Origin of the sequence: Flavobacterium aquidurense, assembly GCF_002217195.1 — a bacterium.
Classification (GTDB): Bacteria; Bacteroidota; Bacteroidia; order Flavobacteriales; family Flavobacteriaceae; genus Flavobacterium; species Flavobacterium frigidimaris.
The window spans coordinates 44434-69032 of sequence record NZ_MUGR01000040.1 but is presented as its reverse complement, the minus strand read 5'-3'; the positions used below and the strand labels follow the sequence as shown (position 1 = coordinate 69032).

The window sequence follows — 24599 nt, the reverse complement described above, 5'->3', positions numbered from 1 at the left end:
ACAATAATTTGGCAGCGAAAGAGAAAGTGGTGAAAGAAACACCGTTAATGAAACAGTACAACGAGATCAAGAGAAAATACCCTGACGCATGTCTGCTTTTTAGAGTAGGGGATTTTTACGAAACCTTTGGAGAAGACGCTATTAGAGCTTCAAAAATCCTTGGGATAACATTGACAAAAAGAGGTGCTGGTTCTGAAACTGAAACAGCTTTGGCTGGTTTTCCGCATCATTCTATTAATACGTACTTGCCAAAATTAGTAAAAGCCGGACTTCGTGTAGCGATTTGTGATCAGCTTGAAGATCCAAAAATGACCAAAACAATCGTAAAACGTGGCGTTACTGAACTGGTAACTCCGGGAGTTTCTTTAAACGATGAGGTTTTACAATCAAAAACAAATAACTTTTTAGCATCAGTTTATTTTGCTAATAAAAATATAGGAGTTTCTTTTTTAGATGTTTCGACCGGGGAGTTTTTAACAGCTCAGGGAAATGCGGAATACATCGATAAATTATTACAGAATTTTAATCCAAGTGAAATTCTGGTTCCTAAAAATAATAAAGGAGATTTTAAAGCTGCTTTTGGAGAAGACTTTCATACTTTTTATCTGGAAGACTGGATCTATAAAGAAGACTATGCCTTAGAAACTTTGACAAAACATTTTCAGACCGTTTCATTGAAAGGTTTTGGTATTGAGGAATTAAAAGACGGAATTGTAGCGTCAGGAGCAATTTTGTATTATTTGTCTGAAACACAGCATAATCGTGTTCAGCATATTACGGCAATTCAGCGTATTGCAGAAGATGCCTATGTCTGGATGGATCGTTTTACCATTAGAAATTTAGAATTATACCATAGTTATAACCCAAATGCGGTAACCCTTTTAGATGTTATCGACAGAACGCTTTCGCCAATGGGCGGGCGTTTGCTGAAACGTTGGCTCGCATTACCATTAAAAGACAGTAATAAAATAAAAGGACGTCATGATGTGGTTTCGTACCTGAAATCAAATCCTGAAGTTTTATATAATATTCAATATCAAATTAAACAAATCTCAGATTTAGAACGTCTGATTTCTAAAATTGCTGCCGGAAAGGTTTCACCACGTGAAATTGTTTATCTGAAAGAATCCCTGGATGCTATTATTCCAATTAAAACTCTGGCACTGCAAAGTCCGCAGGAAGCAGTAAAGATTATTGGAGACAGTTTGCATTCCTGTGATTTGTTGCGAGAGAAGATTAAGACGACTTTGAATCAGGATGCACCTGTAGCCATTGCAAAAGGAAATGCAATTGCAAAAGGTATTAGTGAAGAGCTGGATGATTTGCGTGCTATTTCTACCTCCGGAAAAGAATATCTGGAAGGAATTGAGAAAAGAGAGTCAGAGAGAACAGGAATTTCTTCTTTGAAAATATCGTTCAATAATGTTTTTGGATATTATATTGAAGTAAGAAATACGCATAAAGATAAAGTGCCGACAGAGTGGATTCGTAAGCAAACTCTTGTAAATGCGGAACGATATATTACAGAGGAGTTAAAAGAATACGAAACGAAAATTTTAGGAGCTGAAGAAAAAATTCATAAAATCGAATCGGAACTTTTTGAACAGTTAATTACCTGGATTGCAACTTATATCAAACCGGTTCAGATGAATGCTAATTTGGTGGCGCAATTAGATTGTTTGTGTTCATTTACGCAATTGGCTGTAGAGAATAAATACGTTTGTCCTGAAATTGATGAAACATTCGAACTTGAAATCAAGAACGGGAGACATCCTGTTATCGAAAAACAATTACCTGTAGGAACTCCTTATATTGCTAATGATGTTTATTTAGACAGAGATACACAACAGATTATAATGATTACCGGACCCAATATGTCGGGTAAGTCGGCTATTTTGAGACAAACCGCTTTAATTGTACTGTTGGCTCAAATGGGAAGTTTTGTTCCTGCTGATAGTGTGAGAATGGGGATTGTTGATAAAATCTTTACCAGAGTAGGAGCGTCGGATAATATTTCGATGGGAGAATCTACTTTTATGGTAGAAATGAACGAAACGGCTTCCATCCTGAATAATATCTCCGATCGTAGTTTGGTTTTATTGGATGAAATTGGAAGAGGAACAAGTACCTATGACGGGATCTCGATTGCCTGGGCTATTGCCGAGTTTTTACACGAGCATCCGGGCAGACCAAAAACGTTGTTTGCAACACATTATCATGAGTTGAATGAAATGACGGAATCATTGCCCAGAATTCAGAATTATAATGTTGCGGTTAAAGAATTAAAAGATACGGTGCTTTTTATCAGAAAGCTGGTAAAAGGAGGAAGTGCGCATAGTTTTGGAATTCACGTTGCAAAAATGGCGGGAATGCCTCAGATCGTAATTTTGAAAGCGCAAAAGCTGTTGAAGAAACTAGAAAAAAATCATTCAAGCGAAGCGTTAAACGGAATTAAAGAAGCTGCTGACGAAATGCAGATGAGTTTCTTTAATCTGGATGATCCTTTGTTGGAAGAAATAAAAGAAGAGATCATGAGTCTTGACATCAATGCCATAACGCCCGTTGAAGCATTAATGAAGCTTAACGAGATTAAAAGGATGTTGGTTAAAAAATAATTTCAGATTTAAAGTTTAGGTTATCAGAAAGTTATAAAATAAGCGAAATATTTTTTCAAAAAACGCTTGTGTAATTGAATAAATGTCCTAAATTTGCACTCGCAATACAGAACAAGTGAAGTATTGTAGTTCTTACAAGAATTTGAAACGCGAAAATAGCTCAGTTGGTAGAGCGCGACCTTGCCAAGGTCGAGGTCGCGGGTTCGAGCCCCGTTTTTCGCTCAATGCTACATAATGCTCGGATGGTGAAATTGGTAGACACGCTGGACTTAAAATCCAGTGAACAGCAATGTTCGTGCGGGTTCAAGTCCCGCTCTGAGTACTAAAGCCTCTTCTTTTGAAGAGGCTTTTTTTATTGTGTAAACTCACATGGCATAAAATAAATTTAAGAAGTAAATTTATTTTATAGAATCTAAGAATCTAAGAATCTAAGAATCTAAGAATCTAAGAATCTAAGAATCTAAGAATCTAAGAATCTATCCCGATGGCTATTGGGACTAAGAAACTAAAATCAACAATCTAAAATATAAAATAATAAATGGGTGCTTTTGTAATAAGTAAACGATTTAATGATGAGTATAAGTTCGTGTTTACTTCCAGGAAAGGTAAAGTGATATTTACAAGTTTGAGTTATGAACTGAAGTTTGAGGGTGAGGAGGATATTGAAAAGTTTAAGGCGAATATAGATCAGGCCAGGTTTTTGAAATTTAAAGGTTCTGGAGGGAAGTATTTCTTTAAATTGATGTTAGGTGAGGTTCATTTCGCAACAAGCCGTAAATACACTACAGAGTTGCTTTTGCAAAAGGGAATAAAGGAGATTGTGACGTATGGCGCGAGATCTGAAATTTTGGACTTCTCGTCAAGTGAATCGATTTTTGAAGATGAGGTTGTTGAGGAAGAAGTTGGGGAGGAAATTTAGAAATAAAAAAAGCGATCACAAAAGTGGTCGCTTTTTTTTATGGTTAAATGGTTAATTGGAAAATTAACCATAAAAAAAAACCATCTCAAGGATGGTTTTAAAATTTTTAGAACTTAGGTCCTAATTATTTTTTTACTTCTTCTACTTTAGCAGCAGCAGAGTCAACTTTAGCAGCAGCAGAATCAACAGTTGCAGCAGCAGAATCAACTACAGCAGCAGCAGAATCAACAGCAACAGCAGTAGAATCTACAGACTCAGTAGCTGCGGCGTCAGCTTTTTTACAAGATACAACAGTTAAAACAGCAACAACAGCTAAACTTAAAAATACTTTTTTCATCTTACTTTATTATAAAAGGTTAATTATTAATTCGTGGCAAAGATATAAATTTTTTAATATGTAAAATATTTTTTTATTTTTTTTTTAAAATATTTTCAATTGCTCACGTTTATCTTAGTTATCAAATAATATGCCACAATCATAAAGTTGTGTTATATTATTGTATTTTTTAAATAAATTATTTTTGGATGAATATTCAATAAGAGAATTGGCTCTTTTGTTCTTCTGGTTGCGATTTGTTGTAACTTTTATTCATTATTTGGTAAGCAGCAAAAAACAAAAAAAGAGTTTTTTTGAGCTCTTTTGTGTAGAATAAGGATGATAATGCGGTAATGTTTGAATAAATCGCTTAAGAAACGATATTCATAATCGTATTGGTTGCTCCTTTGTTGTCCTGAATATATGTTTTGCAGATTCGGCTTTTTTCTTCTAAAAAAGCTTTATCAGCAAGCAAACGATCTAAGTTTTGTTTTAATTCCTCTTTATTAGAAATCACGATACATCCTCCAAGTGAAACAAGTTGAGTGGCTTCTGCAAAATTAGAGTAATTTGGGCCTATCACAATCGGAATTCCAAATGTTGCGGGCTCGAGTATGTTATGAATTCCGGGATTTCCAAAGCCTCCGCCCACATAAGCAATAGTTCCGTAGCTGTAAATTTTAGTCAGCAATCCTACTGTATCTATAATAAAGACATTAAAATCAGACAAGTCAAGGTCTTTTTTTTCTGAGAATAAAACCGTTGATTTTGTAATTTGAGATTTAAGGCTGGCTATCTGTTCTGCTTTGATGTTGTGCGGTGCGATAATAAATTTTACATCTTCAGGTGCCTGATTAATGTACTCGGCTATTAAAGCTTCGTCTTTTGGCCATGAGCTGCCTATTACTATAGCAGGAGCGTTGTTTTTGAAGCTTTCGATAAAATCAAGTGTATTGTCTCGTTCCAGAATGGCATTTACGCGGTCAAAACGAGTATCTCCCGAAACAATAACATTGTGAAATCCGATGGCTTCAATTTTTTCTTTAGAGCTTTCGTTCTGAACAAAAAAGTAAGTGAATGCTTTTAGCGCTTTTCTGTAAAAGCCACCGTACCATTTAAAGAACATCTGATTGTCCCTGAAAATTCCGGAAACCAAATAAGTAGGCGTTTGGCTTGTTTCCAGTTCTTTTAGGTAATTCAGCCAAAATTCATATTTAATAAAAAAAGCCAATTCAGGGTGTACCAGTTTTAAAAATTTCTTCGCATTGCTTTTAGTGTCCAAAGGCAGGTATACAGTTGTGTCGGCAACTGTGTTATTTTTACGCACTTCGTATCCTGAAGGAGAGAAAAAAGTAACAATGATTTTGTGGGAGGGATATTTTTCCTTGATTTTTTCGATTACCGGTAAACCTTGTTCGTATTCACCCAGTGAAGCAGAATGAAACCAAATCGTTTTGTCTGAAGGTTTTATCTTTTCTTCGAGAATAGCGAAAACATTTTTTCGTCCTTCTGTAAAAAGCTTAATTTTCGGACTAAAAAGAGCCACGATTTTCAGAAAAAACCCCGCAATAGAAATAACTAAATTATATAGAAAAAGCATCTGTTTGTTTTTGTGGCTAAATTACGGTTCTTTCGATTATTTTCATTGGTTTGAAGGTATTAAATAACTATTTTTGTTCCTCCTTTTAGAGACTCTGACTTCAAAGCAGATCTTTAATTTTAAAAATATATTGAAAATGAAAAAAATTCAAATGGTTGACCTAAAAAGTCAATACGAGAAAATAAAAACTACCGTTGATGCTTCTATTCAGGAGGTTTTAGACACCAATACTTATATAAACGGACCTTTGGTTCACCAATTTCAAAAAAATCTCGAAGATTATTTGGGAGCAAAACATGTGATTCCGTGTGCAAACGGAACAGATGCCTTGCAGATTGCCATGATGGGATTAGATTTAAAACCGGGCGATGAGGTGATTACTGCTGATTTTACTTTTGCAGCTACTGTTGAGGTTATTGCTTTGCTGCAGTTGACTCCGGTTTTAGTAGATGTTGATATGGTAAATATGAATATCGATATTGATGCGATAAAAAAAGCAATTACACCAAAAACAAAAGCAATTGTTCCGGTACATTTATTTGGTCGCGCAGCCAATATGGATGCAATTATGGAAATTGCTGCCGAACATAATTTGTATGTAATCGAAGATAATGCACAAGCCATTGGAGCCGATTATATTTCAAAATCAGGAACCAAAAGCAAAGTAGGAGTAATTGGTCATGTTGCTGCAACTTCATTCTTCCCTTCTAAAAACTTGGGTTGTTATGGTGATGGCGGAGCTATTTTTACTAACGATGATAAATTAGCGCATATTATACGTGGAATTGTAAATCATGGAATGTACGAGCGTTACCACCATGATGTTGTTGGAGTAAATTCTCGTTTAGACAGTATTCAGGCAGGAGTTTTGAATGCAAAATTACCTTTATTAAACAAATATAATGCAGCACGTCGTTTGGCGGCTTCAAAATACAATGCAGCTTTTGCGGGTAATGCTCACATTATTACGCCGGAATTTGATGCAAACGAAAATGATCACGTTTTTCATCAATATGTATTGAGAATTATTGATGCGGACAGAAATGCTTTATTACAGCATTTGCAGGATAAGCAAATTCCTTGTGCGATTTATTACCCGATTCCGTTGCATTCTCAAAAAGCTTATGTTGATTCCCGTTATAAAGAAGAGCAGTTTCCGGTTACCAATCAATTGGTGCAAGAGGTTATTGCTTTGCCCATGCATACAGAATTAGATGCTGAGCAGATTAAATTCATTACAGATACTGTTTTAGAATTTTTAAACAAATAATAATGAGAAGTCTTAGTGTTTTAATTTTGATGATTCTTGTTCCGTTTTCGGTTTTTGCTCAAAAATCGAATGCTAAGGAAGAAGTTATCGTTGGGAATCAGGTTGAGATTTTGCGTCAGGCAATGATTGATGCTGATGGAAATAAATTAAAAGCATTAACTTCTGGAAAATTGACCTACGTTCATTCGAATGGTAATTTTCAAAATCAGGCAGAATTCATAGACGGAATCGTGAGTGGAAAATCTGATTTCGTCACTATAGATTTTCAAAACCAAACAATATCGATTCAAAATGATGTTGCGATAGTGAGACATATTTTAGCAGCGCATACCAAAGATGATGGAATTGACAGGGATATTAAAATAGGAATAATGCTGGTTTGGCAAAAACAAAAGAATACTTGGATTCTTATTGCAAGGCAGGCATACAAATTAACTACATAAAAAAAACAACCACAAAATGAAAGTATTAGTAACAGGAGGATTGGGATTTATTGGTTCTCACACCGTAGTCGAATTGCAAAATGAAGGCTTTGAAGTAGTGATAATTGATAATCTTTCGAATTCATCAGAAGATGTTTTAAAAGGAATTACAGCCATTACAGGAAAAACGCCTTTATTCGAAAAGCTAGATTTAAGAGAGAAAGCGTCAGTTCAGGATTTCTTTAAAAAACACAATGATGTTACTGGGGTAATTCATTTTGCAGCTTCAAAAGCAGTTGGTGAAAGTGTTGAGCAGCCTTTGTTGTATTATGAAAACAATATTGCTTCATTGGTTTATTTGCTACAGGAATTACAGCAAAAACCAGAGGCCAGTTTTATTTTTAGTTCTTCTTGTACGGTTTACGGTCAGGCCGAAAAAATGCCAATTACAGAAGATGCTCCGGTGCAGACAGCAATGTCTCCCTACGGAAATACCAAGCAAATTGGAGAAGAAATTATTACAGATACCGCTAAAGTTACTAATATCAGCGCGATTTTATTGCGTTATTTTAATCCTGTTGGAGCGCATTCAAGTACGGAAATTGGAGAATTACCATTGGGAGTTCCTCAGAATTTAGTTCCTTTTATTACGCAAACCGGAGCAGGATTACGTAAAGAATTATCTGTTTTTGGAGATGATTATCCAACGCCGGACGGAACTGCGGTTCGTGATTATATTCATGTTGTTGATTTAGCAAAAGCACACGTTATTGCGTTACAGCGTTTATTCAATAAAAAGAATTTACAAAAAGTAGAAACCTTTAATCTGGGAACCGGAAAAGGAAGTTCAGTTTTGGAAGTGATTCAGAGTTTTGAAAAAGTAAGCAATAAAAAATTACCGTATAAAATTATGCCGCGTCGTGAAGGTGATATTACCGAAGCGTATGCAAATACAGATAAAGCAAACAATGTTCTGGGCTGGAAAGCAGAACTAAGTTTAAACGAAGCAATGGCAAGCGCCTGGAAGTGGGAGCAAAAGATTCGTTCTTAGTTAGTTTTCAGTCACGGTCACAGTTTTTTAGTAGAGATGCACAGCAGTGTGCCTAATTAAAGCATATTAAAATCCCTGATAATCAGTTTAGATTATTTGGGATTTTTTCATTTTGATTAGAATTTATTGTGTAAATTTGTAAGATTAAAATATAGGAATTGTGAATAATGAAAAAGAAGATCCGAAAAATAGAAAGGTTGAAGAGCCTGCTGTCGAATATGGAGTTCAAAAACCTAAATTTAAAGGAATAGATCGGGAGACTTTTGATTTTGATGCTGAGTTTGCAAAAGGATTAACACCGGAGGAATTTAAAGCTGAAATGTCTAAAAGAATAAAAGCCTATCCTTGGAAAAAGTAATTTTCAAAAATGCTGTTCTGCAATATTTTGATGATTTAGTTTATATTCTTTTTAAGGAAGAGTATTTTGGGTTTTCGGAATCGGCTCAGAGTTATATAGACAAAATTGTAAATTTTATAATTTCAAATATTTCAAGTTTTCCACATAAGAAAACACCAAAATCGTTACAATACTTAGGTTCAAATTATATTTTTTAAATTAAATACGAGAACAACTTGGTATATCTTTTTTGAAAAAAGAGATCAAAATTATTTAATAACAGCAATTATAAATAATAATAGTTCAGAAGCAAAAGAACTGTAAAAATAAAAATCCTCATAAACATTTAGTTATGAGGATTTTTTATAGTTATATTTTTAACTGAAACTGCGACTGATTACTAAAAATTAAGCATTCGCTGTAACCGCTTCTTTGTCAATTTTATTGATCAAGCCAGCTAATACCTTTCCTGGGCCAACTTCAGTAAACAAAGTAGCACCATCGGCGATCATTTGCTGTACAGATTGAGTCCATTTCACAGGAGCAGTCAATTGTATGATTAAATTCTTTTTGATTTCGTTTGCATCAGATACTGCATTTGCAGTAACGTTTTGGTACACCGGGCAAATAGGAGCAGAGAAAGTAGTTGCTTCAATAGCAGCTGCTAATTCTTCTCTTGCAGGTTCCATCATTGGCGAGTGAAAAGCTCCTCCAACAGGTAAGATTAAAGCACGTTTTGCTCCGGCAGCTTTCATTGCTTCACAAGCTTTTTCTACTGCTGTAGTTTCTCCTGAAATTACCAATTGCCCCGGGCAGTTATAGTTTGCTGCAACCACAACCCCATCGATAGAAGCGCAAACTTCTTCAACAATATTATCGGCTAAACCTAAAACTGCGGCCATTGTAGACGGAGTAATTTCACAGGCTTTTTGCATAGCAAGAGCACGTTGCGAAACTAATTTAAGACCATCTTCAAAAGATAAAGTTCCATTGGCTACTAATGCTGAAAATTCTCCTAAAGAATGCCCTGCAACCATTTCTGGTTTGAAATCTTCCCCTAAAGTTTTGGCTAAAATAACCGAGTGTAAAAAAACAGCAGGTTGAGTTACTTTAGTTTCTTTTAGTTCTTCGGCAGTACCTTCAAACATAATATCTGTAATTCTAAAACCTAAAATTTCGTTAGCTTTTTCGAATAATGCTGCGGCTAAAGCCGATGTTTCATATAAGTCTTTGCCCATTCCTGTAAACTGTGCGCCCTGACCCGGAAATACGTATGCTTTCATTTCTCTAATTTAAAGTTGAATTTTTTTGAATTGAAAATTAGTTTCAATTGAAAGGCAAAAATACTACTTTTTTATTTCGAATAATCCTTAAACATGTAAATCCATGCTAATCTTGAAAATCGGAGATTGAAAGAAGTGAGTAAGATAATTACAACGGCAATAATCGGGATGATTCTTAAGTCGAAATTCTTCTCAAAGAAAAACTGGGCAACGCAATAAGTAGCAATACCTTGCGCCACTGTTAATCCGTAGTTTACATACATTGCACCAAAGAAATAACCAGGTTCTTTCTGGAACTTGTAATTGCAATGACTGCAGTGTTCATTCATTTTTGGCAAACTAAAATTCAGGAAAATATTTTTGTCTTTAAAAACTTTTCCTTTATGACAAATAGGACATTCGTTACTTAAAATATGAGTTAATGCACTTGACATGATTTTGTTGTTTTTTATTTATACAAAGGTAATCCAGAGTAGGATAAAAGTCTTTTTTGTATCTTCGCCACTTATAGCACAATAAAGACATTTTTCTTAAATTACAATAAGAAAAATCCAAAATCTAAAGTCTACAATCTACAATCTAAAATCTCCAATCTAATTGCGTATGAAAAAATATCCCATTTATAGTGTTCAGAATTTTAGCTGTAATGATATTCACCGTGATTTTTACGTGAACACTTTTACGGAACATCTAAAAAGTCACAGTTTTGTCGAAGAGCCACACCGACACGATTCTTACCTAATGGTTTTTTTTACCAAAGGCTCGGGACAGCATGAAGTTGATTTTGATCAGTTTGAAATAAAAAAAGGAAGTTTGTTCGTTTTACAGCCCGGGCAAATGCATCATTGGAGTTTGTCTGAGGATATTGAAGGTTTTGTAATTATTTTTTCGCAGGAAATTTATAATTTGTATTTCGGACAGAAAAACATCAACGAGTATAATTTTTACCATTCGATTCACAATCGGCCGGAAATGGTTTTCGAGGAAAATCAAATACCAAAAATCTTGCCCTATTTTAATTTACTGATTCAGGAAAGCAATCGGGAAAATAAGTACCAGCTCGATAAAATGCTGAATTTATTAGATTGTATTCATATTGAAATTTCACGTAAATACAATGAAACCTATTCGCATCAGACTCATTCATACAATATAAAAATCAATAAATTCGAAATGCTTTTAGAACAGTATTTCAAAGAAGAAAAATCGCCATCTTTTTATGCTGATAAATTGCATATTACCCTAAAACATCTCAACAGAATCTGCAATGAAATTTTACAAAAAACAGCAACAGAAGTGATTACCGATCGTGTTGTTTTAGAAATCAAGCGAATGCTGATTGACAAACAATTAGCAGTAAACGAAGTGGCGTTTAAAGTAGGTTATGAAGATTATTCGTATTTCTCCAGATTCTTCAAAAAACAAACAGGAATGTCGCCAACAGAATTTCGAAATACTGAGAGATGATTTTGTTACCACGAATTTTTACTAAATTTTTTTCTCAAAAAGTATAAATATTTTTTGCCACAGATTAAAAGATTTTCACAGATTAAATCCATAGAATCCTTTAATCTGTGGCAAAATTTTTTCGTAGCAAACAAAAAAAATCCTGCACTTCCTAAAAAGTACAGGATTTTAAACCAACCAAATTAAATTCTGTTAATGTCGGATTAAGCTTGTTTTGCAAATTGTAATTCGATGTTTAAACGAACTTCTTCGCCTACTAAAACACCACCGGTTTCAAGTGCTGAGTTCCAGTTTAGTCCCCAATCTTTACGATTGATTTTTCCTTCTATGTTTAAACCTACTTTTGTATTTCCCCAAGGATCAGTCATGATTCCGCTAAATTCTACCGGAAAAGTAACTGTTTTAGAAATGCCTTTAATCTCTAAATCTCCGGTTAATTGATACTCTCCGTTATTAACTTTTTTGAAAGATGAACCTTTGAAAGATGAACCTTTGAAAGTTAATTTTGGATGATTCTCAGCATCAAAGAAATCGCCGCTTCTTAAGTGAGCGTCTCTGTCTGCATTTGCAGTATCAATAGAAGCGATATCGCCTGAAAATTCGATTTGAGCATTTTCGAAGTTATCTCCTTCAGTAGTAATTGTTGCATCGTAAGTTCCAAATTTTCCTGAAACATTTGTAAACATCATGTGTTTAACTTTAAAACCAATTTCTGAATGTGTTGGGTCAATTGACCATTTTGTAGTTGCCATAATTTTTATTTTTTAAATAATTAATTTCATTTTGATAGGACAAAGTTACGTTCGTAGTACTCGAAACACACTTAACCTAGATTAAGAAATAATAAATGAATCGTCAAATGTGTTTTATAAAATTAATCTTTCTTTTGTTATTCTGTATAAAAAAGAAACGATAATAAGTTGGTTTTTAACTTATTATCGTTTCTCGGAAAAAAAAATTAATTGTAATCTTTGAATTAATAATTCATAGGAATATCCATTAAAAGAAATTCAGCATCTGTATTTGCTTTTATGCTTAAAATATCAGTTCCTGAAATTCCAACAGCATCACGAGTATTTAATTCCTGACCGTTGATCGTAACATTTCCTTTTAAGATGAAAGCATAAACTCCGTTTCCTTCTTTTTTGATTTTGTATTCTGTAGCAACTCCAGCATCAAAATTACCCATATTAAACCAGGCATCCTGATGAATCCAAACTCCTTCATCATCAGCATTTGGAGATAAAATTTGCGCTAATTTATTATGTCGGTCAGCAACATCCAAAGTAATTTGTTGGTAACGAGGATCTACATTTCTTTTGTTCGGAAACAGCCAGATTTGCAATAATTTAGTTTGCTGATCTGCATTTGGGTTAAACTCACTGTGCTGCACTCCGGTTCCGGCACTCATTACCTGAATATCTCCATTTTTGATGATTTCAGTATTTCCCATGCTGTCTTTGTGTGCCAAATCTCCTTCTAACGGAATGGTTATGATTTCCATATTATCATGAGGATGTGTTCCAAAACCCATTCCGCCAGCGATTGTGTCATCGTTTAGAACACGAAGAGCTCCAAACTGAATTCTTTCAGGGTTGTACCAGCTTGCAAAACTAAAGCTATGATAAGCATTAAGCCATCCGTGATTTGCGTTTCCTCTTGTTTCTGCTTTGTGTAATACTATATTTTCCATGATCTGTGTGTTTTGTTATTTTTATAGTACAAATTTACGATCATCATGGAAGAAAAGCACTTAATGTAGATTAAGAAAAGATTTTTGAAGGTTCTGAGGACCTAAGGAACTAAGGTTTTTTTGAAGCAGAAATTTTGGCTTTCAAAAGACGTATAGTCCCGCTATCCCTTCCAATCTTTTATGCTGAACCCCAGCATAAAAGGATTTCCAGTTCTATCGGGGCTAAATGAGAAATTTTGTTTTCAGAATTTGACAATCTTTGTCGAGCTGATTGTGCGATCTCTCCTTCGAGATGACAAGATTGTATTTAGAGAATTACATTCAAAGGGAAATAAAACTTTGCGACTTCGCTCCCGATAAATATCGGGATTGCGAGATTAAAAAACTGAATTATTTAATTTTAATCAATTTCCCTTTCCCAACGACTTCATCAAGGTAATTCGCTGCAGAACTTTGTCTGTCATGCATGTAAAATAGAATAGTGTCTTTTTTGATTTGATCTTTTGGGATGCTTATTATTAAATCCGTATTGATGAAATTATCCAATAATATTGTATTGCCGTATGAGATTTTTCCTTTTGGCAGATATTTGTTATCAAACACAAAAACACTATCATTAAAAGTAATTTTATCTTTTTGAACGTAGACATTGTCGTCTTCTATTAAATAATTATAACGGCCGGTAAGTTTGTCTGTTTGCTGGTTTGGAGTAATAAAAAACAGCGTTATTATTAAAGTCAAGTATTTCATAGTATTTTAGCTAAATTGAGTTATAAACTGCTGAACCACTGCATCAGTGTTCTCATGACGCCTCTTTTTCTCTAATGCAATTGGTGGCGCAGCTCTTTCCAGGCAATCTTTTACATCGCAGGTTTCGCAGGTAACACCAACGATTCTTTTAACGAGTGGTTTCCCTTCGATAAATTTGAATTTCTTTTTCATTGCTGGCGTAATCAAAATACCAACAGAAATACTTCTGATGCAGTTTTCTACAAAAGGATCTTTGGTAGCCGATGAAAAAACTAAATACTCATTGCCGCTATGTGCATAACTGGAAATTTGTGCATCGAAAAAATGAGATTTATTCTGATTGATTGCTTCGTCTATGGTTTTAACGGAAACCCATCTTCTGCAATAATGTTCGTTAGTTTCGTTAGCGTGCGGTTCCTGCTGATTGGTAATGTGTAATTCTTTTTTGATTAAATATTTATCAGAACCAATTTTATGGGACATTCTTAAAAAGAATAAATTCTTCAAGTGAAAATCTTTTGGCAGTAAATTCGTTAATCTCTGGTAAAATGATTCCGGAGAAACCTCGAAGCTTTCTATGAGAGCTACAAATTCTTCAGGATTTGGTTTTTCGTTATTCAGGAAATTATTGATTTTGTTTACAATCAATTGTCTAGGCAATAATAAGGCGCCTGCAAAATAGGATGCATAAAAATTGTGCAGGACCTGATCGAAATTTTCAAATTTAATCCAGCTGAAAGTCAGTAATCGATCAGAGATTTCCAGATAATTATAGGCGATTTCTTTCGCCAGAATAAAAGCTTTCTGCGGATGGTCTAATTCTGTAGAAAGCAGTAATGTCTTGCTTTTTGGAACATAAATCGAACGTAAATCGCCCAAAGCTTCCTGTTCTGAAAAAGCGATTTCTTTTATCTTATAGTCATATTCTTCTTTTAGAATAGCTTCTAATTCTTCGATACTTACTTTAGAATCTAAAGAAATCTGAAATGATTTCGAAAAAGAAATTACCTTGTCTTCCAGGTCTTCAAAATAATTATTGTGTGCTTCCTGATAAGAGCGCAAGGCGGCAAGGAAGAAACTTTCCCTGCTTAAATTATAATGCTGCGCGATTTCGATAATCGTACTAATAAAGGCATTGACTTTGGCCGGTGCATTGGCAATAATATCAATTAAATCAGCTTCCTGAATCCCAAAAAGTTCAAGAGGAATCTCTTTTAAAATACCCGATTTTAAAATTTCACCAATCGGAGCGAGATTGTTATCCAGTTTTAAAGAAACCATTTGGTCGTACGGAACATCTAAATGCTCGCATAAAAGCAAAATTTTATCTGTTTTTGGATATTTTTTTCCCTTTTCAATCTCGTTTAAATACGATTTTGAAAGATTGGTCAATTTGGCTAAGCCAAAAAGTGAAAGATTTTTTTGGGTGCGGACCTGCTTAAGTTTGAGCCCAAATACCAGCTTTATATAGTCTTTTTCGATATCCATAAATCAAATATAGCCATTTAAAAAATAATCGCCAAAAAATTATTTTTAATATTTAGCGAACGTTCGCTTGTTTTGTAAAAAACTTTTTTCTAATATTGTGGTGTAGAAAATATTAGATATCAGGTTGTTATGGCTTTTATGTTTTTAAAAGGCATAAATTATCCGATTATTGCTAATGAAAATAAATTTACAGCTATGAAAAACCAATTAGAGATTACCGAAACGGCAATGGAATTTTTAGCCGAAAAGAAACTTTCTTATCCAAAGATCTGGACAGAAGAAGCAATCGTTTTTATAACCGAATTGCATCGAAAATTCGAATCGCAACGCAAACTGTTATTGTTACAAAGAGAACAAAAACAAACTGCTTTTGATCAGGGCGTCATGCCGGTTTTTACACCCGAAACTAAAAGTGTCAGAGAAGGTAATTGGACAGCTGGCGAAATCCCCAAAGATTTATTAGATCGCAGAGTAGAAATTACCGGTCCGGTTGATCGTAAGATGATTATCAATGCATTGAATTCAGGAGCGAAAACTTTTATGGCAGATTTTGAAGACAGTACTTCGCCAACCTGGCAAAATTTGATGGACGGTCAAATGAATTTAATCGATGCGGTAAACAAAACCATTACATACACTGATTTGGTAAAGCAAAAGTCTTATCATTTGAATGAAAAAATAGCCACGCTAATTGTACGTCCGAGAGGTTTGCATTTGCCGGAAAAACATCTTTTGATTGAAGGAAAAGAGGTTTCTGGTTCTTTGGTAGATTTTGGATTGTATGTTTTTCATAATCACAAAAGGCTTTTGGAAAACAATTCAGGACCGTACTTCTACATTCCGAAATTAGAACATTATCTTGAAGCTCGTTGGTGGAACAATGTAATTGACTTTACTGAGGATTATTTGAAACTGGAAAGAGGAACTATAAAAGTGACGGTTCTTATTGAAACGATAACGGCGAGTTTTCAGTTGGATGAAATTATTTATGAATTAAAAGAACATATCGTTGGTCTAAACTGCGGGCGCTGGGATTATATTTTCTCTTATATCAAAAAGTTCAGAAAGAATCCAAAATTCATTGTTCCGGATCGCGATCAGGTAAATATGACTTCGCCTTTTATGAATGCCTATTCAAATTTGGTAATTCAAAGATGTCATAAAAGGGGTATTCATGCGATTGGCGGAATGGCAGCTCAGATTCCGATTAAAAATAATGAAGAAGCCAATACTGCCGCTTTTGCAAAAGTAAAAGCTGATAAAGAACGCGAAGTTCAAAATGGTCACGATGGAACCTGGGTTGCTCATCCGGATTTGGTTGCAATAGCAAAAGAAATCTTTGATAAAGGAATGCCAACTCCCAATCAGATTCATATAAAAAGAGAACATCGCAAAATTACAGAAACAGATTTAATTGAACCACCAATTGGAATCATTACTGAAAACGGCGTTCGAAAAAATATCAATGTAGGAGTTTTGTATCTGGCTTCATGGCTCAACGGACAAGGCGCAGCGGCTTTGCACAATTTGATGGAGGATGCCGCAACTGCTGAAATTTCGAGATCGCAATTGTGGCAATGGCTTCAGAATAAAGTGGTTTTAGATAATGGCAAAAAGTTAGATCTGGCGTATTATCACGAACTGGCTTTAGATGAATTCAAAAAAATTAAAGACGAATTAGGAGAAGAACTTCATGAAAAAAGACAATTTCCTTTGGCTGAAAAGGTTTTGGAAAGATTGGTTGTAAATCCTGATTTCGTTGACTTTTTGACTATTCCGTGTTACAAATACCTATAAATAATTAAAAATTAAAAATCTGCGAATGATTTTAAACACATGGAAAGGTAGATTAAAATGTGAATAAAAAGAGTTTAAAAAAAAACTGGATTTTCACACATAGCTATGTTTGTTTAGACAAATGAAATGCCTTTAACCGCAAAGAAAATCTATGTTTCTATGTGTTTAAAAAAAATAAGTCCAGTTAAAACTGAATACTGATAAGCTGAGACTGAACACTATTTACTTACTAACCACTTTAACTATACTATTTATGAAAACAACAGAAGACAGAATTCAGGAATTGATTAACGATTGGATTACGAACCCAAGATGGAAAGGTGTTGAGCGTCCTTATACCGCTACAGAAGTAGTTACGCTTCAGGGGTCGTATCAAATTGAGCATTCTATTGCCAAAATGGGAGCGCAAAAATTGTGGAGAAAGTTAAAAAGTCAGGATTATGTTGCTGGTTTGGGCGCTTTAACCGGAAATCAGGCGATTCAGGAAGTCGATGCTGGTCTGGAGGCGATTTATTTGAGTGGCTGGCAAGTGGCGGCAGATGCAAATCTGGCGGGAGAAATGTATCCGGACCAATCACTGTATCCGGTAAATAGTGTACCGATGGTAGTAAAAAAAATAAACAATGCTTTGTTACGTGCTGATCAGATTCAGACCGTTAATGGAGTTGAAGATAAAAAAGATTACCTGGTTCCGATTGTGGCTGACGCTGAAGCTGGTTTTGGGGGAAACCTTAATGCTTTCGAACTAATGAAGTCTATGATTGAAGCCGGAGCTTCAGGAGTTCATTTTGAAGATCAATTGAGTTCAGCTAAAAAATGCGGGCATTTGGGTGGTAAAGTTTTGGTACCAACACAAGAAGCGATTAATAAACTGATTGCAGCGCGTCTGGCTTCAGATGTTATGGGAGTTTCTACTCTTATCGTAGCAAGAACAGATGCTGATGCTGCTAATTTATTAACGAGTGACGCTGATCCAAGAGATGCAAAATTTATTACGGGCGAAAAAACCAACGAAGGTTTCTTCTATGTAAACAGCGGAATCGATCAGGGAATTGCAAGAGGTTTGAGTTATGCACCTTATGCTGATTTGATTTGGATGGAAACCAGTAATCCGGATTTGGTTTATGCCAAAAAGTTTGCTGATGCCATGAAAAAAGAATTCCCGGATAAAATGCTGGCGTACAATTGTTCACCATCTTTCAATTGGGCTGCAAAATTATCAGTTGCAGAAATGGAAACGTTCAGGGAAGATTTGGCTGCAATGGGCTATAAATTCCAATTTATTACTTTGGCAGGTTTCCATGCTTTGAATACGAGTATGTTCGAATTGTCTAAAGCTTATAAAGAGCGCGGAATGGCAGGATATTCTGAATTGCAGGAAAGAGAATTTGCTCTTCAGAAAAACGGATTCCGAGCGGTAAAACATCAGGCTTTTGTGGGGACTTCTTATTTTGATGCCGTTCAAAATACCGTAACAATAGGAAAATCAACCACAACCGCAATGAAACATTCAACGGAGGTTGAGCAATTTTAGTTCAATAAAAAACACGGCTGTTTAGCCGTGTTTTTGTTTTTTTTGCCACAGATTAAAAAGATTAAAAGAATGTTGCCATGAATTTCGTGAATTCATGCGAATTTTAATTAGTGAAAATTTGTGAAATTTGTGGCGAACAAAAAATCATTTTAATCTGTGGCTATAAAAACTATTTTTTCAAAAGCCTTGCTTTCATTTTACTGAAAAATTCAGGTGTTACGCCAATGAAAGAAGCAATTTGCTTTTGAGGAACTTTGTGAACTAATGTTCCGTATTTTGCGCAAAATTTTTCAAATCGTTCTTCGGCAGGTAAACTTAGATTATCCATTAAACGCTGTTGATTGGCGACCAATGAATTTTCGATTAGAATTCTGAAAAAGCGCTCTAATTTTGGAATGTCGTGAAACAATTGTTCCTGATTTTCTTTGGACAAGGAAACTAATTCTGCATCTTCTAAAACTTCAATAAAAAGCTGTCCCGGTTTTTGCGAAAAATAACTGTACATATCACTCATCCACCAACCTGCGCAGGCAAATGAAAGGACATGTTCGACAATATTATCGTTGATATTGAAGCTTCTTAAAATTCCGGAATTTACAAAATAGGAATGTTTGCACACTTCTCCCGCGCTTAATAAAATAGTTTTGGCTTTGTAAGTATGTGTTTCCGTTTTAGATAAAAAATGAGCTTGTTCTTCTGGGGTCAGCGAAACGTGTTTGGCGATATTTTCAAGGATCAGCTCCATTATTTTTCTTTTATCAAAGTGAATGAAGTCGCCTTAAAACGACCATTTTCTACTTTTCCGGTAACAGTAGCTTTGCGGATTTTATTACAGAAACCATCTTCGGCATGTGCATCGCCATGTTCGTCAATAGTTGTTCCGTCAACAAAATAAGGTTTTCCGTCAATGCGAACGGCTAAATCACAGCTTTTTCCTTTCATTCCAAATTGACATTCGCCACAAGCTGTTTCTATAATTTGAGGTTTTTCGGTTGTTTTTTTATCCTGAGCCTGAGTTGCGATTCCAACAAATAGGAATACTATAAAGAGTGCTTTTTTCATTTTTAAGAGTTTACGGTTATTAATTTAGAAGTTGCTTTAGCGCGTTCGACAAGTTCTTCGATTGGAGTTGCCAATGAATCATAGCTTAATACAACTCCCATTCGGCGATAGGGTCTTGAAGTTGGTTTTCCAAAAATTCTAAAATCGGTTTTGGGTAAAGCGGCTACTTTTTCGATTCCGCTAAAAGTAGGATTTGTTGAATCTTCAGACGCTAAAATTACGGCACTTGCTCCGGCTTTTTCAAGTGTGATTTCGAAAATAGGAAGGCTTAAAATCGCACGTAAATGCAATTCGAATTCGTTAAAATTTTGCGTTCCGGCTAAAGTTACCATTCCGGTATCGTGTGGGCGAGGAGAAAGTTCAGAGAAATAAACGCCGTCATTCGTTAAAAAGAATTCAACACCAAAAAGTCCTGCTCCGCCAAGGGCTTCGGTGATTTTTTCGGCCATATCCTGTGCTTCGTATAAATCTTTTTCTGAAACTAAAGCGGGTTGCCAGCTTTCCTGATAATCGCCGCGTTCTTGTCGGTGTCCAATTGGTGCACAAAATAGAGTTGGATTATTATTTTGTGCAATCGTCAGAAGTGTAATTTCTGAATGAAAATCAACAAATGCTTCTACAATCACTTCGATAACATCGCCACGCGAACCTGCAACGGCATATTGCCATGCTTTTTCGATATCACTTTCGGTTTTTATAGTCGATTGTCCTTTTCCCGAAGATGACATTAATGGTTTTACCACGCATGGAATTCCAACTTCCTGAACGGCTTTTTTCAATTCTTCGGCAGAAGTTGCGTATTGGTATTTCGCTGTTTTTAATCCTAATTCTTTTGAAGCTAAATCACGAATGGCTTTACGATTCATGGTAAAGTTGGCTGCTTTCGCCGAAGGAACTACCGTAATGCCTTGTTTTTCGTAATCGTAAAAACGTTCGGTACGAATGGCTTCTATTTCAGGAACTATAAAATCGGGTTGGTGTTTGGCTACAATTCGGTCAAGCGCTTCACCGTCGAGCATATTGATGACTTCAAATCCGTGTGCGACTTGCATGGCCGGGGCATCTTCGTAACTATCAACAGCAATTATGGTTTGTCCGATTCTTTGTGCAGCTATGACAAATTCTTTGCCTAATTCGCCAGAACCCAGGAGTAGTATTTTCATTTTGGAGTGTTGTATTGTTTGAGTAGTAAAAGTACAGAAAAATGGTTTTAACCGCAAAGAATGCAAAGATTTACGCGAAGAATGCAAAGCTTTTGTTTTAAGTTCAAAAAAAGGTACAAAGTGTCTCACGCAGATTGTGCAGATTTATCTTGAATTGTCTCGAACTTTAGCTGGAGGCAATTCAAGACAGCGGTTTTTTGTGAGGGAAATTTTTGTTAATAATTAAAGCATAACTTCAGAGTTGACTTATTCAAAACTTCTTTTAAAGCCATTCTATATTTATATATTTGCTGGCTTACAAATAAAACCCCAAAAGAATGAAATTAAAATTTTTTTTAGTGATGAGTGTCTTGTTCATTACATCAGTAGCAAATTCTCAGATCGTTATATACAGATTTGGATTAGGCCAGCAGAAAGCAGATGCTTTAATTTTTAAAAAAGATAAACAAACAGTTAGCGGTATACTTCATTTCCCGGATTTTGCTGACAAAAAAGTGAAAATTAAAGTAGGAGAGAAGAATGAAAAATATGCTGCCAGCGAGATCGATTCAATTCAGATTTTTGACGCAGAAAAAAAGTTGTCGTATACTTTTTTATGGACGAAAACGAAAGTATACAAGAAGAAAGGTGCAGATTTTAAGGTTATTAAGGAAAACTGGCTATGTAAAACGATTAGTGGAAAATTGTCTTTGTATTTAGGCGGTCTGGAATACGGAATAAAAAATGTTAAGGTAAAAGATGAAGAGACAAATGAAAAGATAAAAGAAGCCAAGATGCAAGTGGTGAGTAAAGAAGTGAATCATTATCTGAAAAGAAGTAATGAAGATTATCCTACATTGGTCTCTGTGAGTTCAAATGGTTTATCTGCCGGGTTTAATGTTTTTTTTAGAAATTTTGGCGTTTATTATTTTAGTGACAGCCCTGATATCGCTAAAAAAATAGAGGATAAAGAATATAAATATGATGACATCGAATTGGTTGTGAACTTTTATAACGAAAGGGAAAGACAAAAAGAAAGAGAAAGACTAGAACAGGAGGAAAAGCAAAGAAAAAAAATAGAACAAAAGGCGGGACAAAAAGATACGAAACCCAAAACCGCTGCAAAACCTAAAGCTGCAGTAAAAAACAAAAGTTCAAAGAAAAAATAAATAAAAAAAGCGATACTTTCCTTAAAAAAGTATCGCTTTTGTATTTTTAATGAAACTGATCTTCTTCGATTTCGAATTCAGCATCTTTTTCCCAGATTTCCATTTCGCAAGGTTTGCAGTTGAATTTTAGTTTGTATTCGAGCTCACCTTGTTTTAAAACCAAAGGTTCTTTTACTTTGACACCCATGATGTCTTTTTGGTGTATCGGGCATTTTTTTAATTCGTATTTGATGCAATATTTAGTGGTCATCACGCGTGATTTACCCGGATCCCATTGCAATTCGAAAGCTTTTTCGATTTCGGTTACGCCATGACGCTCGTAGAATTTACGTGCCGTCTTGTTCGAAACGTTGTACATGAAATCTAGTTTCGTTTCAGGATAAGGATGCGATGTTTTTACCAATTGGTGTTCTTCGCGTTTGTAATTTTTTAAACGAATTTCAGTTAATTGATCGTAAACAGTTCTCCTCATTTCATTGATTTTTGAAATAGGAAGGAACCAGTTTTGGGTAAACATCACATTTATCTCATCAGCATTGTAAGGGGTAAAACCTGTTTTTGCTAATTGTGTTTTGATGTTTTCTTCAATCGATTCGTTATTTTTAGTTGTTTCTTTTGAATGCTCTAAAGTAACAATGCTTACATTTCCGTCCTCGTCGGTTACGATTAATTCAAAACCAATTTCGGTTTCTGTAAGCAATAAAGTGGTGCTGATTTTTCGAACAGCACTATGTTCTTTTTCTACAATTTTGATAAAAGCAGCGTCATTGTTTCTGTAAATAAAAGTTCCGTCTTTTACTTCTTTTAGAACGTTTGGATATATTTTACCGTTTTCGGCTTTGTTGACGTAGATTCCGTCGGCTTCGTTGTTTTCATTGATGAAACAAAGTCCGTCGCCGTTGTTTAGTAATTCACCGTTTTCGATTTCGTATGCATTTCCAACAGTTCGGATAAGTTTACCAATATATTGTCCTTTTGATTTAGGACTTTCCCAGGAACCAATACTGTGATTTCTATCGTTTACAAAATAATCGGTATAACCACGGTTGAAAGTTCTGTTTAAAGAAGAATCGAAAGTATAAGTACAAGTTCCAGATGAAGCTTTCATGTATTTTTCGCTTCCGGCTCCTTCTAAATAACTGTCTAGTTTTTGACGTAAAAAAGATACGTTGTTTTTAACGTAAACTACATCTTTTAATCTTCCTTCGATTTTAAAAGAAACAATTCCGGCTTCGATAAGATTTGGGATCTGATCTGAAATATCTAAATCTTTGATAGAAAGTAAGTGACTGTTTTTGATTAAGGTTTCTCCGTTTCCGTCGATTAAGTTATAAGGCAAACGACAGTTTTGAGCACAGGAACCACGATTGGCGCTGCGTTCTCCGTTGGCTACACTCATGTAACAGTTTCCGCTGAAAGAAACACACAAAGCTCCGGTCACGAAAAATTCTAATTCAACATCCGCCTCGTCATAAATCGTTTTAATTTGATGCAGGTTCAATTCGCGTGCCAAAACCACACGTTTGATTCCGGCATCTTTCAGGAATTTAATTTTATCTGCGTCGCGATTGTTGGCTTGTGTACTGGCGTGAAGTACGATAGGAGGTAAGTCCATTTCCATGATTGCCATATCCTGAATAATCAGGGCATCAACACCAATGTCGTATAATTCCCAGATCATTTTACGGCACGTTTCCAGTTCATTGTCGTACAAAATGGTATTCATTACCACAAAAACCTGAGCATTAAATAAATGTGCATATTGTACCAATGCTGCGACATCTTCGATTGAATTGTTGGCATTAGAACGCGCACCAAATTGTGGAGCACCAATATAAACAGCATCGGCACCACTATTTATGGCAGCCATTCCTCCAATTAAATCTTTAGCTGGAGCTAATATTTCGATCTTTTTCTTCATCGACTTGATGATAAATTATTTATTTCTAAAACTTTATGCTTTTGAGTTCTCGCCCAAAAAAGTTTGCAAAGTTCTTATAAATAATTCGAGTTTGCTAATGCTGAAGTGACTTTTTTTGAAATAGTTAACTTATATAGAATGATGCTGTCTAAGGTTTTGAATTTATTTTGCAGGTTCATAAATAAGCTGTACAACTCCTGATTTGAAAATATTTGTTTTAAGTAACCTTAAATCTATTCGTTCTTTTAAATTTTCAAATAGTGGTTTGCCATTTCCTAAAGCAATTGGATGAACTGATATTCGATAGGTATCAATAAGGTTTAGTTGAATAAATGTTTTGATGAGGCTCGCTCCGCCATATAACCAAATATCTTTTCCGGGCTGTTTTTTGATTTCATGTATCTTCGCAGCAATGTCAGAACTTATAAAAATGGCATTGTCATCTTTTTTGTTTTGCTTTGAAAAAACGTATTTTTTCTTTGAGTGTACATTTTTCCAAAGTGATTTTTCATCTGGACTTGCAGTTTCGTCCGGTTGATAATTTCCCCACATATCATAACTGACTCTGCCGTAAAAAATAGTATCTATACTGGATATGAAACCATCAAAATCCATATCATCATCCATAATGCACCAATCAGTTTCTCCGTTAACGCCTTCAATAAAACCGTCTAATGTTACTGCCAGATCTAAAATTACTTTTTTCATTTTTTGATAAATTTTTGTTTTATGTATTGGAGATAAAAATATAGAATTTGAGATT

At 35.0% G+C, this 24599-nt stretch carries 23 protein-coding genes and 2 tRNA genes; 12 read left to right on the top strand and 13 right to left on the bottom strand.

Annotated features, from left to right (window positions below):
* The first annotated feature begins 8 nt into the window (after window positions 1–8).
* From mutS to B0A67_RS19850, 4 genes are all read left to right on the top strand, one after another.
* Window positions 9–2615, top strand: a complete 2607-nt coding sequence (gene mutS / locus B0A67_RS19865) for a DNA mismatch repair protein MutS (protein WP_072961228.1) — start codon at window positions 9–11, stop codon at window positions 2613–2615.
* Window positions 2616–2764: 149 nt separating this feature from the next.
* A tRNA-Gly gene (locus B0A67_RS19860) sits at window positions 2765–2837 on the top strand.
* A gap of 14 nt (window positions 2838–2851) precedes the next feature.
* Window positions 2852–2937, top strand: a tRNA-Leu gene (locus B0A67_RS19855).
* A gap of 216 nt (window positions 2938–3153) precedes the next feature.
* The gene (locus B0A67_RS19850; protein ID WP_072961225.1) at window positions 3154–3534 is read left to right on the top strand and encodes a DUF1508 domain-containing protein; all 381 of its coding nucleotides are present in this window, start codon (window positions 3154–3156) and stop codon (window positions 3532–3534) included.
* Between the two features lie 124 nt (window positions 3535–3658).
* Here B0A67_RS19850 and B0A67_RS19845 read toward each other — a convergent pair whose 3' ends face one another.
* The gene (locus B0A67_RS19845) at window positions 3659–3871 is read right to left on the bottom strand and encodes a PG1828 family lipoprotein (protein WP_055095081.1); all 213 of its coding nucleotides are present in this window, start codon (window positions 3869–3871) and stop codon (window positions 3659–3661) included.
* A 349-nt stretch (window positions 3872–4220) separates the two neighbouring features.
* Window positions 4221–5450, bottom strand: a complete 1230-nt coding sequence (locus B0A67_RS19840) for a 3-deoxy-D-manno-octulosonic acid transferase (RefSeq protein WP_072961220.1) — start codon at window positions 5448–5450, stop codon at window positions 4221–4223.
* 136 nt (window positions 5451–5586) lie between these two features.
* Here B0A67_RS19840 and B0A67_RS19835 point away from each other — a divergent pair, with 136 nt between their 5' ends.
* From B0A67_RS19835 to B0A67_RS19820, 4 genes are all read left to right on the top strand, one after another.
* Window positions 5587–6720, top strand: coding sequence for a DegT/DnrJ/EryC1/StrS family aminotransferase (locus B0A67_RS19835; protein WP_072961217.1), 1134 nt, complete (start codon window positions 5587–5589; stop codon window positions 6718–6720).
* A gap of 2 nt (window positions 6721–6722) precedes the next feature.
* Window positions 6723–7163 (top strand): nuclear transport factor 2 family protein, encoded by a 441-nt coding sequence (locus B0A67_RS19830; RefSeq protein WP_072961212.1) that lies wholly within the window; start codon window positions 6723–6725, stop codon window positions 7161–7163.
* Between the two features lie 16 nt (window positions 7164–7179).
* Entirely contained in the window at window positions 7180–8193 is a 1014-nt protein-coding gene (gene galE, locus B0A67_RS19825) for a UDP-glucose 4-epimerase GalE (RefSeq protein ID WP_072961209.1), read from the top strand.
* Between the two features lie 160 nt (window positions 8194–8353).
* On the top strand, window positions 8354–8551 hold the full coding sequence (locus tag B0A67_RS19820) for a hypothetical protein (RefSeq protein ID WP_072961206.1): 198 nt from the start codon (window positions 8354–8356) through the stop codon (window positions 8549–8551).
* Window positions 8552–8937: 386 nt separating this feature from the next.
* Here the strand turns inward: B0A67_RS19820 and fabD are convergent, their stop codons facing one another.
* The gene (gene fabD, locus B0A67_RS19810; protein WP_072961200.1) at window positions 8938–9813 is read right to left on the bottom strand and encodes an ACP S-malonyltransferase; all 876 of its coding nucleotides are present in this window, start codon (window positions 9811–9813) and stop codon (window positions 8938–8940) included.
* A 71-nt stretch (window positions 9814–9884) separates the two neighbouring features.
* Window positions 9885–10247: a DUF983 domain-containing protein gene (locus B0A67_RS19805; protein WP_072961198.1), complete on the bottom strand. Its 363-nt coding sequence runs from the start codon at window positions 10245–10247 to the stop codon at window positions 9885–9887.
* Window positions 10248–10416: 169 nt separating this feature from the next.
* On the opposite strand from B0A67_RS19805, the gene B0A67_RS19800 reads away from it, so the two are divergent.
* Complete coding sequence (locus B0A67_RS19800) at window positions 10417–11280, top strand: helix-turn-helix domain-containing protein (RefSeq protein ID WP_072961195.1); 864 nt, start codon at window positions 10417–10419, stop codon at window positions 11278–11280.
* A 203-nt stretch (window positions 11281–11483) separates the two neighbouring features.
* Here the strand turns inward: B0A67_RS19800 and B0A67_RS19795 are convergent, their stop codons facing one another.
* The 4 genes from B0A67_RS19795 to B0A67_RS19780 all read right to left on the bottom strand — a co-directional run bounded on the left by B0A67_RS19795 (window position 11484) and on the right by B0A67_RS19780 (window position 15211).
* Window positions 11484–12032 (bottom strand): YceI family protein, encoded by a 549-nt coding sequence (locus B0A67_RS19795; protein WP_072961191.1) that lies wholly within the window; start codon window positions 12030–12032, stop codon window positions 11484–11486.
* A 224-nt stretch (window positions 12033–12256) separates the two neighbouring features.
* A complete protein-coding gene (locus tag B0A67_RS19790; RefSeq protein ID WP_072961188.1) occupies window positions 12257–12973 on the bottom strand; it encodes a pirin family protein in 717 nt (238 codons plus the stop codon).
* Between the two features lie 390 nt (window positions 12974–13363).
* The gene (locus B0A67_RS19785) at window positions 13364–13723 is read right to left on the bottom strand and encodes a hypothetical protein (RefSeq protein ID WP_072961185.1); all 360 of its coding nucleotides are present in this window, start codon (window positions 13721–13723) and stop codon (window positions 13364–13366) included.
* A gap of 6 nt (window positions 13724–13729) precedes the next feature.
* On the bottom strand, window positions 13730–15211 hold the full coding sequence (locus B0A67_RS19780) for a helix-turn-helix domain-containing protein (protein WP_072961180.1): 1482 nt from the start codon (window positions 15209–15211) through the stop codon (window positions 13730–13732).
* A 195-nt stretch (window positions 15212–15406) separates the two neighbouring features.
* Between B0A67_RS19780 and aceB the strand changes: the two genes are divergently transcribed.
* Together aceB and aceA are read left to right on the top strand one after the other, a co-directional pair.
* The gene (gene aceB / locus B0A67_RS19775; RefSeq protein ID WP_072961469.1) at window positions 15407–17008 is read left to right on the top strand and encodes a malate synthase A; all 1602 of its coding nucleotides are present in this window, start codon (window positions 15407–15409) and stop codon (window positions 17006–17008) included.
* Between the two features lie 253 nt (window positions 17009–17261).
* Window positions 17262–18542 carry an isocitrate lyase gene (aceA, locus tag B0A67_RS19770; RefSeq protein ID WP_072961177.1) on the top strand — a complete coding sequence of 427 codons (1281 nt, stop codon included), beginning with the start codon at window positions 17262–17264 and terminating at the stop codon, window positions 18540–18542.
* A 169-nt stretch (window positions 18543–18711) separates the two neighbouring features.
* On the opposite strand, the gene B0A67_RS19765 is transcribed toward aceA, so the two are convergent.
* Genes B0A67_RS19765 through purT form a run of 3 tightly spaced genes read right to left on the bottom strand, consistent with a single transcriptional unit; the run spans window position 18712 to window position 20782 of the window.
* Entirely contained in the window at window positions 18712–19287 is a 576-nt protein-coding gene (locus B0A67_RS19765; protein WP_072961175.1) for a Crp/Fnr family transcriptional regulator, read from the bottom strand.
* Window positions 19287–19604, bottom strand: coding sequence for a DUF6370 family protein (locus B0A67_RS19760; protein WP_072961172.1), 318 nt, complete (start codon window positions 19602–19604; stop codon window positions 19287–19289). Before B0A67_RS19760 ends, B0A67_RS19765 begins: the two co-directional genes overlap by 1 nt.
* 2 nt (window positions 19605–19606) lie before the next feature.
* Window positions 19607–20782 (bottom strand): formate-dependent phosphoribosylglycinamide formyltransferase, encoded by a 1176-nt coding sequence (gene purT, locus B0A67_RS19755; RefSeq protein ID WP_262494749.1) that lies wholly within the window; start codon window positions 20780–20782, stop codon window positions 19607–19609.
* A 302-nt stretch (window positions 20783–21084) separates the two neighbouring features.
* On the opposite strand from purT, the gene B0A67_RS19750 reads away from it, so the two are divergent.
* Window positions 21085–21915 carry a hypothetical protein gene (locus tag B0A67_RS19750; protein ID WP_072961169.1) on the top strand — a complete coding sequence of 277 codons (831 nt, stop codon included), beginning with the start codon at window positions 21085–21087 and terminating at the stop codon, window positions 21913–21915.
* Between the two features lie 46 nt (window positions 21916–21961).
* Here the strand turns inward: B0A67_RS19750 and B0A67_RS19745 are convergent, their stop codons facing one another.
* Both B0A67_RS19745 and B0A67_RS19740 read right to left on the bottom strand, forming a co-directional pair.
* Window positions 21962–23836 carry a peptidase U32 family protein gene (locus tag B0A67_RS19745; protein WP_072961166.1) on the bottom strand — a complete coding sequence of 625 codons (1875 nt, stop codon included), beginning with the start codon at window positions 23834–23836 and terminating at the stop codon, window positions 21962–21964.
* Between the two features lie 162 nt (window positions 23837–23998).
* Window positions 23999–24544 carry a dihydrofolate reductase family protein gene (locus B0A67_RS19740; protein WP_072961163.1) on the bottom strand — a complete coding sequence of 182 codons (546 nt, stop codon included), beginning with the start codon at window positions 24542–24544 and terminating at the stop codon, window positions 23999–24001.
* Between the last annotated feature and the right edge of the window lie 55 nt (window positions 24545–24599).

What these genes read in the sequence shown, in the direction of transcription:
- B0A67_RS19845 (WP_055095081.1), bottom strand. Translation starts at nt 3,871, where the DNA reads ATGAAAAAAGTATTTTTAAGTTTAGCTGTTGTTGCTGTTTTAACTGTT.
- fabD (WP_072961200.1), bottom strand. Translation starts at nt 9,813, where the DNA reads ATGAAAGCATACGTATTTCCGGGTCAGGGCGCACAGTTTACAGGAATG.
- B0A67_RS19800 (WP_072961195.1), top strand. Translation starts at nt 10,417, where the DNA reads ATGAAAAAATATCCCATTTATAGTGTTCAGAATTTTAGCTGTAATGAT.
- B0A67_RS19785 (WP_072961185.1), bottom strand. Translation starts at nt 13,723, where the DNA reads ATGAAATACTTGACTTTAATAATAACGCTGTTTTTTATTACTCCAAAC.
- B0A67_RS19760 (WP_072961172.1), bottom strand. Translation starts at nt 19,604, where the DNA reads ATGAAAAAAGCACTCTTTATAGTATTCCTATTTGTTGGAATCGCAACT.
- B0A67_RS19750 (WP_072961169.1), top strand. Translation starts at nt 21,085, where the DNA reads ATGAAATTAAAATTTTTTTTAGTGATGAGTGTCTTGTTCATTACATCA.
- galE (WP_072961209.1), top strand. Translation starts at nt 7,180, where the DNA reads ATGAAAGTATTAGTAACAGGAGGATTGGGATTTATTGGTTCTCACACC.
- B0A67_RS19805 (WP_072961198.1), bottom strand. Translation starts at nt 10,247, where the DNA reads ATGTCAAGTGCATTAACTCATATTTTAAGTAACGAATGTCCTATTTGT.
- B0A67_RS19790 (WP_072961188.1), bottom strand. Translation starts at nt 12,973, where the DNA reads ATGGAAAATATAGTATTACACAAAGCAGAAACAAGAGGAAACGCAAAT.
- B0A67_RS19835 (WP_072961217.1), top strand. Translation starts at nt 5,587, where the DNA reads ATGAAAAAAATTCAAATGGTTGACCTAAAAAGTCAATACGAGAAAATA.
- B0A67_RS19830 (WP_072961212.1), top strand. Translation starts at nt 6,723, where the DNA reads ATGAGAAGTCTTAGTGTTTTAATTTTGATGATTCTTGTTCCGTTTTCG.
- B0A67_RS19765 (WP_072961175.1), bottom strand. Translation starts at nt 19,287, where the DNA reads ATGGAGCTGATCCTTGAAAATATCGCCAAACACGTTTCGCTGACCCCA.
- B0A67_RS19850 (WP_072961225.1), top strand. Translation starts at nt 3,154, where the DNA reads ATGGGTGCTTTTGTAATAAGTAAACGATTTAATGATGAGTATAAGTTC.
- B0A67_RS19780 (WP_072961180.1), bottom strand. Translation starts at nt 15,211, where the DNA reads ATGGATATCGAAAAAGACTATATAAAGCTGGTATTTGGGCTCAAACTT.
- B0A67_RS19740 (WP_072961163.1), bottom strand. Translation starts at nt 24,544, where the DNA reads ATGAAAAAAGTAATTTTAGATCTGGCAGTAACATTAGACGGTTTTATT.
- B0A67_RS19745 (WP_072961166.1), bottom strand. Translation starts at nt 23,836, where the DNA reads ATGAAGAAAAAGATCGAAATATTAGCTCCAGCTAAAGATTTAATTGGA.
- B0A67_RS19795 (WP_072961191.1), bottom strand. Translation starts at nt 12,032, where the DNA reads ATGGCAACTACAAAATGGTCAATTGACCCAACACATTCAGAAATTGGT.
- aceA (WP_072961177.1), top strand. Translation starts at nt 17,262, where the DNA reads ATGAAAACAACAGAAGACAGAATTCAGGAATTGATTAACGATTGGATT.
- B0A67_RS19840 (WP_072961220.1), bottom strand. Translation starts at nt 5,450, where the DNA reads ATGCTTTTTCTATATAATTTAGTTATTTCTATTGCGGGGTTTTTTCTG.
- aceB (WP_072961469.1), top strand. Translation starts at nt 15,407, where the DNA reads ATGAAAAACCAATTAGAGATTACCGAAACGGCAATGGAATTTTTAGCC.